This window comes from Anaerolentibacter hominis, from assembly GCF_032380675.1.
Lineage (GTDB): Bacteria > Bacillota > Clostridia > Lachnospirales > Lachnospiraceae > Anaerolentibacter > Anaerolentibacter hominis.
In genome coordinates this window covers 1,160,904-1,175,944 of sequence record NZ_JAWDIX010000001.1, presented here as the reverse complement: position 1 = coordinate 1,175,944, position 15,041 = coordinate 1,160,904, and the positions used below count along the sequence as shown (strand labels likewise).

General features: G+C 46.9%; 14 protein-coding genes. 10 read left to right on the top strand and 4 right to left on the bottom strand.

All coding sequences use genetic code 11. The annotated features are described in order from the left end of the window. Positions 1–14: 14 nt before the first annotated feature. Both ABCW47_RS05485 and yaaA read right to left on the bottom strand, forming a co-directional pair. Positions 15–1,448: an extracellular solute-binding protein gene (locus ABCW47_RS05485; protein WP_343208848.1), complete on the bottom strand. Its 1,434-nt coding sequence runs from the start codon at positions 1,446–1,448 to the stop codon at positions 15–17. Between the two features lie 272 nt (positions 1,449–1,720). Next, entirely contained in the window at positions 1,721–2,488 is a 768-nt protein-coding gene (yaaA, locus tag ABCW47_RS05480) for a peroxide stress protein YaaA (protein WP_343208847.1), read from the bottom strand. 448 nt (positions 2,489–2,936) lie between these two features. Here yaaA and ABCW47_RS05475 point away from each other — a divergent pair, with 448 nt between their 5' ends. Together ABCW47_RS05475 and ABCW47_RS05470 are read left to right on the top strand one after the other, a co-directional pair. Further along, on the top strand, positions 2,937–4,064 hold the full coding sequence (locus ABCW47_RS05475; RefSeq protein WP_343208845.1) for a tyrosine-type recombinase/integrase: 1,128 nt from the start codon (positions 2,937–2,939) through the stop codon (positions 4,062–4,064). A gap of 190 nt (positions 4,065–4,254) precedes the next feature. Continuing rightward, entirely contained in the window at positions 4,255–4,533 is a 279-nt protein-coding gene (locus tag ABCW47_RS05470; protein ID WP_343208844.1) for a hypothetical protein, read from the top strand. A gap of 59 nt (positions 4,534–4,592) precedes the next feature. Here ABCW47_RS05470 and ABCW47_RS05465 read toward each other — a convergent pair whose 3' ends face one another. Further along, complete coding sequence (locus ABCW47_RS05465; protein ID WP_343208843.1) at positions 4,593–4,784, bottom strand: FeoB-associated Cys-rich membrane protein; 192 nt, start codon at positions 4,782–4,784, stop codon at positions 4,593–4,595. A 256-nt stretch (positions 4,785–5,040) separates the two neighbouring features. Between ABCW47_RS05465 and ABCW47_RS05460 the strand changes: the two genes are divergently transcribed. Next, on the top strand, positions 5,041–5,712 hold the full coding sequence (locus ABCW47_RS05460; protein ID WP_343208842.1) for a methyltransferase family protein: 672 nt from the start codon (positions 5,041–5,043) through the stop codon (positions 5,710–5,712). Between the two features lie 164 nt (positions 5,713–5,876). Continuing rightward, positions 5,877–6,245, top strand: coding sequence for a metal-dependent transcriptional regulator (locus ABCW47_RS05455; RefSeq protein ID WP_343208841.1), 369 nt, complete (start codon positions 5,877–5,879; stop codon positions 6,243–6,245). 65 nt (positions 6,246–6,310) lie between these two features. Here ABCW47_RS05455 and ABCW47_RS05450 read toward each other — a convergent pair whose 3' ends face one another. Further along, positions 6,311–6,754, bottom strand: a complete 444-nt coding sequence (locus ABCW47_RS05450; RefSeq protein ID WP_343208840.1) for a metal-dependent transcriptional regulator — start codon at positions 6,752–6,754, stop codon at positions 6,311–6,313. A 98-nt stretch (positions 6,755–6,852) separates the two neighbouring features. Here ABCW47_RS05450 and ABCW47_RS05445 point away from each other — a divergent pair, with 98 nt between their 5' ends. The 6 genes from ABCW47_RS05445 to ABCW47_RS05420 all read left to right on the top strand — a co-directional run bounded on the left by ABCW47_RS05445 (position 6,853) and on the right by ABCW47_RS05420 (position 15,017). Then, positions 6,853–7,119, top strand: coding sequence for a FeoA family protein (locus tag ABCW47_RS05445; RefSeq protein WP_343208839.1), 267 nt, complete (start codon positions 6,853–6,855; stop codon positions 7,117–7,119). After that, positions 7,116–9,281 carry a ferrous iron transport protein B gene (gene feoB, locus ABCW47_RS05440; protein ID WP_425516058.1) on the top strand — a complete coding sequence of 722 codons (2,166 nt, stop codon included), beginning with the start codon at positions 7,116–7,118 and terminating at the stop codon, positions 9,279–9,281. The genes ABCW47_RS05445 and feoB overlap by 4 nt, the downstream gene beginning before the upstream one ends. A gap of 351 nt (positions 9,282–9,632) precedes the next feature. Beyond that, positions 9,633–10,460, top strand: coding sequence for a helix-turn-helix domain-containing protein (locus ABCW47_RS05435; protein WP_343208838.1), 828 nt, complete (start codon positions 9,633–9,635; stop codon positions 10,458–10,460). Between the two features lie 42 nt (positions 10,461–10,502). Continuing rightward, positions 10,503–11,438 (top strand): DMT family transporter, encoded by a 936-nt coding sequence (locus ABCW47_RS05430; protein ID WP_343208837.1) that lies wholly within the window; start codon positions 10,503–10,505, stop codon positions 11,436–11,438. An 8-nt stretch (positions 11,439–11,446) separates the two neighbouring features. Further along, on the top strand, positions 11,447–11,869 hold the full coding sequence (locus ABCW47_RS05425) for a DUF2000 domain-containing protein (RefSeq protein WP_425516066.1): 423 nt from the start codon (positions 11,447–11,449) through the stop codon (positions 11,867–11,869). A 385-nt stretch (positions 11,870–12,254) separates the two neighbouring features. After that, the gene (locus tag ABCW47_RS05420) at positions 12,255–15,017 is read left to right on the top strand and encodes an ATP-binding protein (protein ID WP_343208835.1); all 2,763 of its coding nucleotides are present in this window, start codon (positions 12,255–12,257) and stop codon (positions 15,015–15,017) included. The last annotated feature ends 24 nt before the right edge of the window (positions 15,018–15,041 follow it).

Below are 15,041 nucleotides of genomic sequence, written 5' to 3'. Positions count from 1 at the left end.
CCTTCCGTTGTACGTTACTTGCTTTCTCCCGGCGTGCAAAGCTTCTCCAGCTCGGTCAGGGTAAGTTCATACCATTGATTGAAATATTCCCCGGTCAGGTAAGTTTCTTTCGCGGCCTCTTTATCCGTCCCGTTTTTCATTTCATCTAAGCTCTTTCTGTCTTCCATGGCCAGATTAATCATCGAGGTATTCAGAACCTCTCTCGCCTCATAACCATTCTCAAATCCTTTTGACGTGTACAGTTCATAAGAATTCACCTGATCAATGGACGTCATCAGGCAGTCCAGGGCAACACCGCCGATCTCCAGACCGTGCTCCTCAATGTATTTCTGTACGGCTTCTTTGTCGTTTGCCGCCTTTTGAACCGGAAGATAACCGGAATTTACACAAAAACCGATATTCTGCTCCGGCTCGGCAAGCCACTGCAGAAATACCATGCTGGCATATTCCTTCGTCTCGTCCGTCTTCGTAATCGCCATGCTGGCGCCCTGCTGCACAACACATTTCTCCGTCCCCTCAAAATTGGGTACTGGCAGTACCATGTATTCCACCGGATAAGAATCGTCGTCTCCCACGGTTATTTCGTTGGGCAGGTACCCTGAACCGGTGGAGGCAGCCACATGGGCTATAATCTCGCCTGTCTTGATATCATCGGAGCGGTATCTTCCCACATGTTTATAATAGCCGTTAATATAGGGTACATAGTAATTGTCCCACAGCCTCTGTATCGCATCCCGGTCGAAATCCAGAGTTACCGCACCGTCTGTGACCTGAAAGATTTCTTTGCCCTGCTGCTTACTTCCGATCAGCATATAGTTGGCGAATGCATCCCTGCCGAAAAATGCCTTGCCGTCGCTCCACTCATAATATTTTTCCGCAGTACGGGCCAGGCCCTCCCAGGTGGCAAGATCATCTGTACCCGCCCCGGTATCAGCCGCGAACTTGTCCCACATTGTTTTATTTACAATCAGGACCTCACTGCTTTTGGCAACCGGAAAGAGTTTCAGTTCCTGATCATTTTTAATATAACCTTCCTGCAGATAGGAAGTGATATACTTGTCTTTCTCCTCCTGGGTCATATATGGTTCCATATTGGCCAGCACACCCATTTCGTCAAATTCCGACGCCACATCCGAATAACTTTGAAATATATTAGGCATATCCGCCGCGCCGATCACTTTATTTGAAGAGTCTCTCAGGGCGGAAACCAGATCATCTATGCTTCCCTGGCCTACCGAATTAACAACGATCCCCTTCTCCATACCTACCGTATTATTAAAATTCATCACAAGTTCGTCGAAGGCAATTGCCTGCACACCATTATAATAGTGCCAGATTGTGATAGTCTGGGGCTCCTTTGCACTCAGACCATGTTCATTCTTTTTTGCACATCCTGTTACAGAAAAGCATAAAAGCAACATCATAATACCCACTACAATTTTTTTCATTTTTCCATCCATGTATTTACTGCGTAGCGCAATACTGCTCAAAGCTCCCTAAATTGGTTGAATGGCAGATGAGCACATGGTTCTCCTTCTCTATAATTTATTTCAACCCCTGTTGCCGGCAGGACTTCCTTTCTTTCTGACCCGCCGCTGCCGTAAGCGATTACTTCAGATTGTATTTATTCTACCACAATGAAATCAGAAAATCTTCCTATTTTTTCCAGCCTTTTTTTCTTTTTTGTGTGTATTAGTTATAAAAAAGTGTAAATTCCCTTTTACCAGAATATTTCCTCTGCCTTACGCCCTTCATCTTTCACATATACCAGCCTGCATCCATCGGAATATTCCGGTCTGAATTCATAGCCGTTCCAGCAAAAATCTTTCAGTTTGTCCGGCGACTCCGGTTTATGTTCCGCCAGAAAACGCACCATCCTCCCTCTGGCCATCTTGGCCTCTGTGGCCAGCATCCGCAGCCTGTCCCGGCGCCTGACATAAAACTCACAGGTAATCATCCCGTCATGGCCGGTCAAAAACGGCTTCACCGCTTTCGCGTATTCCTCAGAAGCGAGATTCACTACCGTCTCCCCCTTCTGGAACAGCGCCCGGTAAATCCTGTCGCCCCAGAACTGATATAGATTCTGTCCGTCTATTTTAATCCTGCACTGCATCTGAAGCCGGTAAGGTTCAATTCCGTCGCAGCCCCTCAGAATACCGTACAGCCCGCTTATTATCCTGACCTGATTATGTACATAGGCCAACTCCCGTTCGGAAAACCGTTCCGGTTCCATGTATTTAAACTGCAGTCCGCGGTAGGCCAGCACCGCAGGGGTTTTAGGCATACTTCCCCTGTTTTGATAATCTGCAAAAGCCTGCATGGCCAGATTATCGTTTATCTTCATCATTCCGGCCAGCTCAGCAACCGAATAATTTTTCAGACATCCGCTCAGATAATCCGCTTCTTTCTGATAGAGCGGAATCTCCATCGGATAATCCATTTTATTCCCGATCTGCATCTGTTTTGCCGGTGAAATAAAAGCTATCATTCGTTTCCCTCCATAAACAGATTTTAGCATAGCCTGCTATAAAATACCACAATGGGCCGGACTGGGAAAAAATACCGTTTGCTAAAGCGCTTTCCCTGGATGGCTTTTTGTTATTTCAATTTGTTTGGAGAACTTTCCTGTGCAATAAAAAAAGTGCAGAATCATATTCTACACTTGCATAAACCTGTTCTTTCGCAGAGTAAATTGCTCTGCGGCGGCCTGCCCCCGATAAATAATAAGTTGACGGCCTTTCCCGATATTTTTTATTATACATAAGAATCCTCATTCTTGTCAAATAGGGAAAGAAAACGGAATATTTTGTCAGATATGGCCGGATTGCTCCATAAGGATGGAGCGGAGCCGGACCGCAATACGGATAAACCAGTATATTTCCGATCATTTTCTTCTATTACCAGTCAGATACGCAGTCAATAAAGGAGGTTAATCTATGCCAAGAAAAGGAGAAAATATTTTCAGACGTAAGGACGGACGCTGGGAGGGCCGTTATATTAAATACTATGATGCCGTCGGCAAAGCCAAGTATGGATTCATCTATGGAAAAACATATCAGGAGGTCAAACGCAAGAAGCTCTATATGACCAATCCCGGCCAGCCGGCTGTTAAAAAAAAGACCGCCTCAGTGACTCTGGCTGATATTTCCGATGTCTGGCTTGAAAAGATACGTTCCAGGGTAAAGGAAACTTCCTATGTGAAATATCATACCTTGATTAACAATCATATTAAACCGTTTCTGGGAAAATATCCGGCAGAACAGATCAGCCATGTACTGATTGATGAGTTTATTGATACGCTGCTGGCCTGCGGCAGAAAAGACAAAAGCGGCGGCCTTTCCGAAAAATCCATACAGGATATCCTTTCTATACTGCGATCTATCCTGACAGCTGCGGCCAGGCAGGGCCATATGCCGGACTGTGATATTAACCGGATACGTCTGAAAACCCATCCCAAAACAATACGTATTCTGACTCAATCTGAGCAGCAGATTCTGGAACAGTATCTAAAGCAGGATATGGATCAGGTAAAATTGGGTGTACTCCTGTGTTTGTATACCGGTCTGAGGCTTGGTGAACTCTGCGCCCTCCGCTGGGAGGACATATCACTGCAGGACAGTGTGCTGAAAATACGCAGAACAATGCAGAGAATACAAAATCTGGAAAACAACCCGGAAACCAGAACCCGTATTCTGATCGGAAGCCCCAAAAGCGCGAATTCCAGCCGGGACATACCGATTCCTTCCTGTATCCTTCCCTTTATCAGACGGTCAAGTCCTTATATCCGTTCTTCCTTTTTTCTTACGAACGATCCGGTTCGATATATGGAGCCACGCGCCGTACAATACCGGTTCTCCAAATATGTAAAAGACTGCGGCTTAAATGATGTTCATTTCCATACGCTGCGCCATACCTTTGCCACACGCTGCGTGGAATCCGGATTTGAAATCAAAAGTTTAAGTGAGATCCTGGGACACGCTACCGTAAATATTACACTAAATCGTTACATGCATTCTTCGCTGGAATTAAAACGGATGAATATGGACCGGCTCTGTCTCTTCTAATAACAGTCACTTTTTTAGTCAATTCCGGCATAAGACAGCCGAAAAAAAAGGAATAAGCCAGGCTATACCGCAGAGCAATTTACTCTGCGAAAGATGGACTTATTCTAATTGCTAGTATGTCCTTGTACCAGTGATTTTATTCCAGAGGTATCTAATACATAAATATTGATTTAAGCGAAGAGGTAGAGACATGGGGGATTCAAACAGGAAAGAAAGTCTTTTAGATTATCTTGCAGAACAGACAGAATGTATGTATCTTTCCGACCTTTCAGCACCGTTTAAGCTGAGGTGCCTGAGCAGTGTTCTGCCTGACATTCCTCCCACCGCGTTTTCTCTGGCAGACTGGTGTGAGGCTGTCGAATACATTACCCGCGGCAGGCAGTCTTTTCAGGAGGAAGCCTCGGCAAAAAATTATCTGATTCAATATGTACTGGATCAGGTTCTGCGGGATTTTGACCACTATCTTTAATTTAATATAAAACAAAGGGCTGTCAATAAAAACAGCCCTTTGTTTTATTTGTGTACTTTTTATTGTCCGGCAGACGGCGTTTTCTGCTTCTCTTCATACACATGGCAGCTTCCTGAACAGCCCGAACAGCCTCCGCAGCATCTGCCGTTTTTCTTATCTCTTCTGATTTTAGCGACAGCCAGGATCACCAGCCCCAGCAGGATCAGACTTATTATAATAGTAGCTCCGTATTGTGCAAAAAATTCTATCATACTGTCACCTTACCTTCCTAAAACAGCCCTAAGCAGCTTTCACAAAACCACCTGTCAGTATATCCCAGACGTAATGTCTAAAATCATCAGTTAGCTTTTGCTAACTCTTTGTACTCAGAGTACCACTCCTGTAAGTCAAAGTCAAGTATCCATAACTTTCTTTTTTCAAAAATAAGCATGGACAGCTTTATGGTAATTCTGTTCTTTCATTGTGGGGAACGAGGTTATATGATACTATGTTTAAGGAGGTACTGCTATGGATATCAAACTTCTTCTGACCGGACTGACTAAAATTATATTGGGTATCGTGCTCATGGGGCTGCTGCTATTTGTCCCTGCGGGTACCATACACTTTCAGCGCGCATGGCTGCTTCTGGCCCTGCTGTTTATTCCTATGCTGGCTGCAGGCATTGTATTATTCATGAAAGCACCGATGCTATTGAAAAAGCGTATGAACAGCAAAGAAAAAGAACCGGAACAAAAGTCTGTGATTTTGTTTTCCTCCCTGATCTTTATTTCCGGTTTCATTCTTGCAGGTTTAGACTTCCGCTTTCAATGGACACAGCTGCCGGTTCCGGCGGTAATCTTTGGAGCCATCCTGTTTCTTTTGGCATATGGATTATATCTGGAGGTCATGCGAGAGAACGCATATTTGTCGCGAACCGTAGAAATACAGAAAAATCAAAAGGTTGTCGATACCGGGCTATATAGTCTTGTACGTCATCCGATGTATATGGCTGCAGCTCTTCTCTTTCTGTCAATTCCTTTTGTCCTGGGCTGCGCGGCGGCGATTGTTCCGTTCCTGTTCTTTCCTGCAGTGCTGGTGAAGCGTATTAAAAATGAGGAAATAATTCTGGAGAACGGACTTCAGGGATATCAGGAATATAAGGCGAAAGTGAAGTACCGCCTTCTGCCGTTTATATGGTAAATCTTTATAAAAGCTGTATGCTCTTGGTTGATAAACTTTTTTGATTATGCTAACATAACTATATATTTTTATGAGGGATAGGTTGAAACGTGCATTTCAAATGACTGGCCTCTGCAGTACAGCAGGGGATAGAGACAAGAATGATGAACAGGTGGTGAAATTGGTTGAAGATACAAGAATCAGCAGAAAATTATTTAGAGACAATTCTGATTTTACAGACACGAAACGGTTCTGTCCGTTCGATTGATATAGTAAATGAATTAAATTTTTCAAAGCCAAGCATCAGTGTTGCGATGAAGAGGCTTCGTGAAAACGGCTTTATTCTGATGGATGGCGCCGGAAACATTTCACTCACCGATGCGGGACGTGCGATTGCGGATAAAGTTTATGAACGGCATCAGTTTCTGTCGGCCTGGCTTATTGAACTTGGCGTCTCACCGGAAACGGCCAGAGAGGACGCCTGCCGGATTGAACATGTGATCAGTTCCGAGACCTTTGACAAGCTTCGGGAATTTGCCGGGAAGTCCCGGTAATGCGGGATTGTAAATCTTTCCTGTGTAAGAACTATATGTATACGCTTAATGCCGGTAAACGAATCTTATGATTCCGTCTTACCGGCATTTTCTTTTTCTAAAAAACGGCGCATGTTTTCAATTGTTCTCATATCAATAAAATGTTCTATTTTTTCCACCTGTTCCAGTTCATTGTCGGTTTCATTAATCATACAGAGCAGCTGATTTAATACTCCATGGCGCAGTATCAGATAATCTCCGGCTTTCACTCCTGCCTCCGTGAGCGTTATGACCCCATATTTTTCACACTGCACAAGACCTGCCTTTTTCAGATTCGCCACCATTTTCGATGCAGATGAGGGCTTTACATGCAGCATATCCGCGATTTTTCCAAGTCTGATTTTCTTTTCTTCCCTACAAATTCTGTAAATCATTTCCAGATAATCTTCCATCGAGGCCGTGATCTGGTTGCTTTCCAGACGTGCATAGCCCTTCATCGTGTAGAAGCCCGGCTCATTTTCTTTCTCCATGCCTGTCACCTCCTGTAACCAAACTCATCCCAGGTCCATAAATTAGTGTATGGAATTGTTTTTCCTTATCCTAACTTTATTCAGGAGTGTTAACGTCTATGCGAGATATAAGATATTTAACCAGCTTACACCAGGGGCAGTCCGCCGTCGTCCGTGAACTGACGGCATCCGGCAGTATGCGCCGCAGGCTCCAGGACATCGGTCTGATCGAAGGGACCAAAGTAGAATGTATTCAGAAAAGCCCGCTGGGAGATCCCACCGCTTTTCTCATCCGGGGTGCAGTTATCGCTCTCCGCTCGGAAGATGCCTCCGGCATCATCCTCTATCCAAACGATTCTGTCGTATGGGAGGATGAAATCAAGTGAATGCGGCATCCATCGACATCCGTTCTGTACAAACAGAATTTACTGTCCGGAAAACGGACGATTCCGACCGGGTCATAGCCCTGGCCGGCAACCCAAATGTTGGAAAAAGCACAGTATTCAATGAACTGACCGGTTTAAAACAGCATACCGGCAACTGGCCGGGCAAAACCGTAACCAACGCCCAGGGCACCTGTATTTATAAAGACAGAAAATATATCATTGTGGATCTTCCGGGCTGCTACTCTCTGATGGCACATTCGGCGGAAGAAGAAGTGGCGAGGGACTTTATCTGCTTCGGGGAACCGGATGCGATTGTGGTGGTATGTGACGCCACCTGCCTGGAGAGAAATCTGAATCTGGTCCTTCAGGCTATGGAGATTACTCCCAATGTGATCCTTTGTATCAACCTTATGGACGAAGCAAAGAAAAAACACATCCGGATTGACCTCCAGAAGCTGTCGGAGAAGCTGAGAATTCCGGTTGTGGGCACCAGCGCACGCAGCAGGAAGGGGCTTGATAAACTCCAGCAGCTGATCGAAGAAATGACCCAGGCTCCGGACAATGACAACTGGGAAGGGGACGGATACCGGCGGGAGGCACTGTCCATCTCCTATCCCGCTTACATTGAAGAAGCAGTCCAGTCATTGATACCTGTTTTGGAGCCTGCCTGCGCCAATCAGCTCAACACACGGTGGCTGGCGCTGCGGCTGCTGGATCAGGATAAAGACCTGATGAAGACAGCCGGCAGCTTTCTGGGCGCCGATCTGCTTACTCTTCCAGGCGTTGCGCCGGCCCTGGCGGATTTGACACTGAAGCTTACCGGGGAGGGTATCTCGAACCAGAGATTAAAGGATGATCTGGTTTCAGCGATCGTGCATACCGCCTCCGATCTCTGTCTGGATACGGTGCATTTTGACAACGAAGCCTATGCCTCCAGGGACCGGAAAATTGACCGTATTCTTACCAGTAAATGGACGGGATTCCCCATTATGTTTGCCACTCTGCTGCTGATCTTCTGGCTGACTATTACGGGCGCCAACTACCCGTCCCAGCTGCTGAGCAATTTTCTCTTCGGCATCCAGGATAAGCTGATTGAATTTTTCATCAGTATCGGAGCCCCGCCCCTTTTATATAATATGCTGGTCCTGGGCGTCTACCGGGTTCTGGCCTGGGTTGTCTCTGTCATGCTTCCGCCGATGGCCATTTTCTTTCCATTATTTACCCTCCTGGAAGATCTGGGATACCTGCCCAGAGTGGCCTTTAACCTTGATAAATGCTTCAAAAAATGCTGTGCCTGCGGGAAACAGGCGCTCACCATGTGTATGGGATTCGGCTGCAACGCTGCCGGAATTGTAGGCTGCCGTATAATTGATTCCCCCAGAGAACGGCTGATCGCCATGATCACAAATAACTTTGTTCCCTGCAACGGCAGATTTCCCACACTGATTGCGATTATCTCCATGTTCTTTCTGGGGACGGCCACCGGATTCGGCCAATCCTTTCTCTCCGCCGTTTTTCTGGCCGGATTTATCGTACTGGGAATCGTGATGACCCTGCTGGTGTCCAAAGTTTTGTCCCACACAATCCTGAAAGGGGTACCTTCTTCCTTTACTCTGGAGCTGCCCCCTTATCGGAAGCCGCAGGTCGGCAAGGTGATTGTCCGTTCCATCTTTGACCGAACGCTGTTTGTTTTGGGCAGAGCTGTGGCCGTTGCGGCTCCCGCCGGCCTTCTCATCTGGCTGATGGCCAATGTCACAATCGGAGATATGACCCTGCTGGCCCACTGCGCCGGTTTTCTGGACCCCTTTGCCCGCCTGTTCGGTATGGACGGCGTCATATTGCTGGCTTTTATACTGGGACTTCCGGCAAATGAAATCGTATTTCCAATTATTATCATGGCTTATCTGGCACAGGGCAGCCTTATAGAGCTGGATAATCTGAACCTCCTGAAAGACCTGCTGGTTCAGAACGGCTGGACCTGGATCACGGCGATCAGCACCATGCTGTTTTCCCTGATGCACTGGCCCTGCTCTACAACCTGTATCACAATCAAAAAAGAGACACAGAGCGTAAAATGGACGGTTATTTCCTTCCTGGTGCCCACTGTCACCGGCCTTATTCTCTGTTTTGCCTTTTCACATCTTGCCGCCCTTCTGTTCTAGTACGGATGGGAGACAAACGACGGCACATTTCGCGGGCCGCCTTATTGTAATCAGAAAAAGAGCTGCATAAAATGCGGCTCTTTTTCTGTGTCCAGGTCATTTTGCACTGTGTGTAAAGAAATACCATTTGCCGTTTTCCCCTGTCCATGTCAATATTATACAAGAATACTGCTATTAATTATGTTACGATCTTATGTAAATCAAGGTGTCAAGCCAGTGCCTTATGTTTGATTGTTAGTTTATTTACAACTCAAATATATGCTGCAGAGTGAGGCGCCAGGTGCTTTTGGCACCGTAATACTATATAGCTATGCGTCAACTATTGATAGAAAACGGAAGGGGCAGTAAAACATGATGAAAGAACAGCGGGAAATCCGATTTGACACTGATTTAAAAATAGAAGCATACCGTTTTAACGGTATCATGCAGAAGTTTCCAAACCATTTTCATGAGTGTTATGTCATCGGCTTCATCGAAAAAGGCAAACGGAAGCTGTCCTGCAAAAATAAAGAATATATCATTCATACCAATGATCTGATTATTTTTAATCCTTATGATAATCACACCTGCGAGCAGGTGGATGACCGTCCCCTGGACTACCGCTGCCTGAATGTCAACCCGGACATTATGGAGAAGGTCGCGTGGGAAATAACAGGGAAATCCTATCTGCCCCAATTTGAGCCAAATGTGATTCCCCAGTGTGAACTGGTGCCTCTGCTCCGGGAAGTCCATCAGATGCTGATGCAGGAGCAGAAAGATTTTCAGAAGGAAGAATTATTTCTGTTCCTTATGGAGCAGCTCATTGAACAATACACTGTGTCTTCTATGGACCCTGCCCAGACGGAGGTAAATGACCGGCTTTTGCAAGTATGCCGCTATCTGGAAGAACATTTTGCCGGACGCATCACACTGGACGATCTGTGCTCCCTGTCCGGACTGAATAAATATACTCTGCTCCGCTCCTTTACCAGACACTACGGAATTACTCCGTACCGCTATCTGGAAACCGTGCGGATCAACGAGGCCAAAAAACTTTTGGAAAAAGGTGTCACACCTATTGATGCCGCCTTTCAGACGGGTTTTGTAGATCAAAGCCATTTTTCCAACTTCTTTAAGGAGTTTATCGGCCTCACGCCCGGACAGTATCAGAGTATCTTTCTGGCTGAACCGGAATCTTAAATAACAAGGAATGTGACGCTACTGAAATGAGGGAGAAAAATCATGAAAAACAAATCAACAGCTGCCGGGCATGTGGCCGCTTTCATCACTATACTTATCTGGGGTACAACGTTTATCTCCACCAAGGTTCTGCTCCGTTCATTTGAGCCGGTTGAAATTCTGCTGTACCGCTTTGCCATCGGTTTTCTGGTACTGTTTTTAATCAATCCGCGCCGTCTGAAGCTGACAGACAAAAAACAGGAATTTCTGTTTGCCGCCGCCGGTTTATCCGGTGTAACCCTTTATTTCTTGCTTGAGAATATTGCGCTGACCTATTCCATGGCCTCCAATGTAGGAGTAATTATCTCAGCCGCTCCGTTTTTTACCGCTATTTTAGTCCGTTTTTTTGAACATGGGGAAAAACCGGGGAAACGGTTCTACCTGGGATTTGGCGCCGCCATTCTGGGAATTATCCTGATCAGTTTTAACGGCAGCAGTGTATTCAAGCTGAACCCGCTGGGAGATCTTCTGGCCGTCATCGCCGCTTTTCTCTGGGCTGTCTACTCTATCCTGACCAGAAAAATAAGCGCATTCGGATACTCCACGGTCCAGACCACAAGGCATATCTTCTTCTACGGGCTTTTATTTATGATCCCTGCTCTGTTTTTCTTTGATTTCCATCCATCTGCGGAAAAGATCTTACAGCCGGGCAATCTGCTGGGGATTCTGTATCTGGGGCTGGGCGCCTCCGCTCTTTGCTTTGTTACATGGAACTTTGCCGTGAAGCTGTTAGGCGCTGTGAAAACCAGCGTATATATCTATCTGGTCCCCGTGATAACGGTTGTCACTTCCGCTCTGGTGCTCCATGAGAAAATAACCCTGATGGCCGGGTGCGGCACTGTTCTCACACTTCTGGGTCTGGTTTTGTCTGAACAGACATCCTCCCGGAAAAAACACCGTTCAGAAACAGATAGAAAAGGAGAGGCTGAATTAATATGAATAGAAAAATAGATACCGCTGAAACAAAATGTGTGATCGTACTGGATGAAGCGCTCCCGGCCGGAGTGCTGACAAATACCGCCGCGATTATGGGAATGACACTGGGCAAATGCCTTCCGGAAGCCGTCGGGGAAGATGTGGTGGATTCCACCGGATGCTGTCATCCGGGGATTGTCACCGTACCGGTTCCCGTTCTGAAATGCGACCGGGATACCTTAAAGCATATCCGCTCCCGTTTGTATGAAGAAGCGTATTCTGATCTTACAGTCGTTGATTTTACCGACGTGGCCAGAAGCTGCAGGGATTATTCAGAGTACACCAGAAAAACAGCCGGGACCGCGGAGCATGAAATGCGCTATCTGGGCATCGCAATCTGCGGCAACCGCAAAAAAGTCAGCCGGCTGACTGGAAATATGCCCCTGCTGCGCTAACCGTGCGGGGCGGGTATATTAAATCATCCCCTGCATTGTTATTTCAACAGAAATTTGTTATACTGATTAGGATGTCAAAACAGTGTTTTCCGCTGGCCTGACATCCTGATTTTATTTATTGCATCCTATGTACACTCTCATATGCGCACCCACGTAAAAGGAGAAAGCCAGCGAAGCTTAACTACGCTTGGCGCGCAAAGCGTACAAGCCCCTCAAAGATTGAGGGGTTAGGTGAATTTATGCGGGCTTGCCCGCTTTGTTACAAAAGAGACAAAACGATCAATCATTTCATCATGACAGCAGAAAGTTGGTATTTATAACTATGAGGGACAGGAGACAATCATTTTTCCCAAAGCGGTCCGGGCTTGGGGCCGTTCTATTTTTAATGGCTGGTATCTTTCTTATTTTGTTGTTTTTGCCGGGCCGCAGTACCCTGCTGGCGGCAGAGCAGCAGCCCAAAACACTTCGGGTTGCCTTTACCGAACTGGATGGGTTGATGGAAAAAGATGCTGACGGCACCCGCCACGGCCTGATTGTTGATTATCTCAACGAAATTTCAAAATATACCGGTTGGCACTATCAGTACATAGATACCACGGGAGAAACGGTTTTGGACGAATTTGCGGCCGGAGACTATGATCTCATGGGCGGAAATTATTACATACCGGGCTTGGAAAAGTATTATGCTTATCCTGACTACAACATCGGGAGCAACAAATCGGTTCTCCTTGCCCGGCCCGGGGATACCCGTATCCGCAGCTATGACATACGATCGCTGAATGGAAAGACTATTGGTGTCTATGACCGTGCCGTGGAAAATGTCCGGCGGCTGAAAGAATTTCTGTCCATGAACAATCTGGACTGTACGCTGCGCTACTACAAGTATGAAGAACTGTCTGATGACGGCAATCTTTATCCCCATCTGGAAAACGGTGAGGTGGATCTGCTGCTGGGCAATATGTCCGACCGGGACGGTCCCTTTCAGGCTGTATTTTCTTTTGACTCCCAGCCCTATTATATTGTCACAAATGTAGGAAACCAGGAGATACTGGACGGTCTGAATATGGCCATGGAAAAGATTCTGGATTCGAATCCAAACTTTGCTTCCGAACGCTATACTGCCAATTTTACAGATGAACTTATCATCGACATCTACCTGAATGAGGAAGAACTAAGTTATATTCAGCATAAAAAAACAGTATCCGTCGCCGTGCCGAAAACCTACCATCCTTTCTCCTGTCTGAATTCAGATGACATGCATAACGGTATCACTTTTGATATTCTGCAGGAAGTTTCCGAATTTACCGGACTGGAATTCAGCTATGTCTACACAGATTCCTATGTTGAAGCTTTGCGGCAGGTACAGCAGGGCAATGCGGATCTGCTGGGCTTTTATCTGGGCAGTGAAGAAGATTCCATTGAGCTGGGACTGGCTCTTACTGCTCCGTTTACAACCATCAACAGCATTGTCGTTAGGAATAAGGCAGTCAGCTATCCCGACAGCGGGCTTGCTGCCGCCGTACTGGAGGGAAGGAAGCTCCCCTCTGACATCCATGCAGAAGAATTAAAGAGCTATTCCCATACCAGTGATGCACTTGCGGCGGTAAATCGGGGTGATGCCGATTTTGTCTACGGAGAAGCCTCCTATCTGGAGCATGAAATACAGCGGAACCACTTCACCAATGTGGTGCCTGTGACTCTTGTCACAGACCGGAATGAAATCAGTTTTGCACTGTCAAGGCCCGCTGATTCCAGCCTTTTGAGTATTATAAATAAAGCTGTCAACCGCATGTCCAGTGAGAGAAAGGCGGAGCTGCTGGATCAGAATATGGTTTCTCTTGGGACAAATCAGTTTTCAATAAAGGAATTTATTTATGCCAACCCGGTGCTTTTTATTGTTATCCTCTCCCTCTTTCTTCTGGTTCTGGTGACAGCGGTGCTCTGGATTAACCGCACCAGGGTAAAGGCCGCGGTTATGCACAACAATCTGGAGAAGGCTGAGGCCGAAAGCCGGGCGAAGGGAGAATTTCTCTCCCGCATGAGCCATGAGCTGCGCACTCCCATGAATGCGGTAATCGGTCTTGCTGATCTGACCGTAATGGCCGAGGGGTTGCCGGATAGTGTCAGAGAAAATCTTGACAAGCTGCGGGAGTCATCTCATTATCTGTTGGATCTGATCAATGACATTCTGGATATGAGCCGGATAGACGGCGGTATGCTTACCATCGCCAGTGAACCATTTTCCCTGGAGCAGATGATAATCGAACTGCAGAGTATGATGGAGGTGGATGCCGGACGGAGGGCTCTTACCTATAAGGTGGAGCAGGATATTACCCACAGCGGAGTGACGGGAGATGCGATCCGCCTGCGGCAGGTGCTGACAAACCTGCTCTCCAATGCGTTTAAATTCACTCCCCCGGGAGGCACGGTGCTTCTCCGGATCAAAGAGACCGAAAACAGTAAAGATAATGCAACTTATCTGTTTCAGGTCATTGATACCGGAGCTGGGATTCGGCCGTCGGATCAGGAACGGATTTTCGACAGTTTTGAGCAGGTGGGAACTAATTATTCCAAAAGCCAGGGGACCGGCCTTGGCCTGCCCATCAGCAGTAATATTGTTCAGCTGATGGGCGGCAGGCTGAGTGTAAGGAGCGAACCGGGCCGGGGCAGTGAATTTTATTTCACGCTTACTCTGCCATACGGAGAGCCGGTATCAGACGGACAGGACATCCTCACAGAGGACGGATTTCTGAATCAGGTACGGATTCTGCTCGCGGAAGACAACGATCTGAATGCGGAAATAGCCGTTCAGCTTCTGGAGTGTCAGGGAGCTGATGTAACACGGTGTGAAAACGGCAGATTAGCGGTGGAAGCTTTCGCACAGAGCAGGCCGGGTGACTATCAGCTGATCATCATGGATATCCAGATGCCGGAACTAAACGGGCTGGATGCGGCCCGGGCCATCCGGGCAATGGAGAGGCCCGATGCCGCCGCCATCCCTATCGTGGCTATGACAGCAAATGCATTTAAGGAAGATGCCGATGCCGCAATGGAAGCCGGAATGAACGGATTTGCCAGTAAGCCTCTGGATGTGAAGTATCTGTACCGGCTGCTGGATCAATTATTGAAAGACCATCAGAGCGAGTAACTCTTAGAAATAAAAAGGAGATGC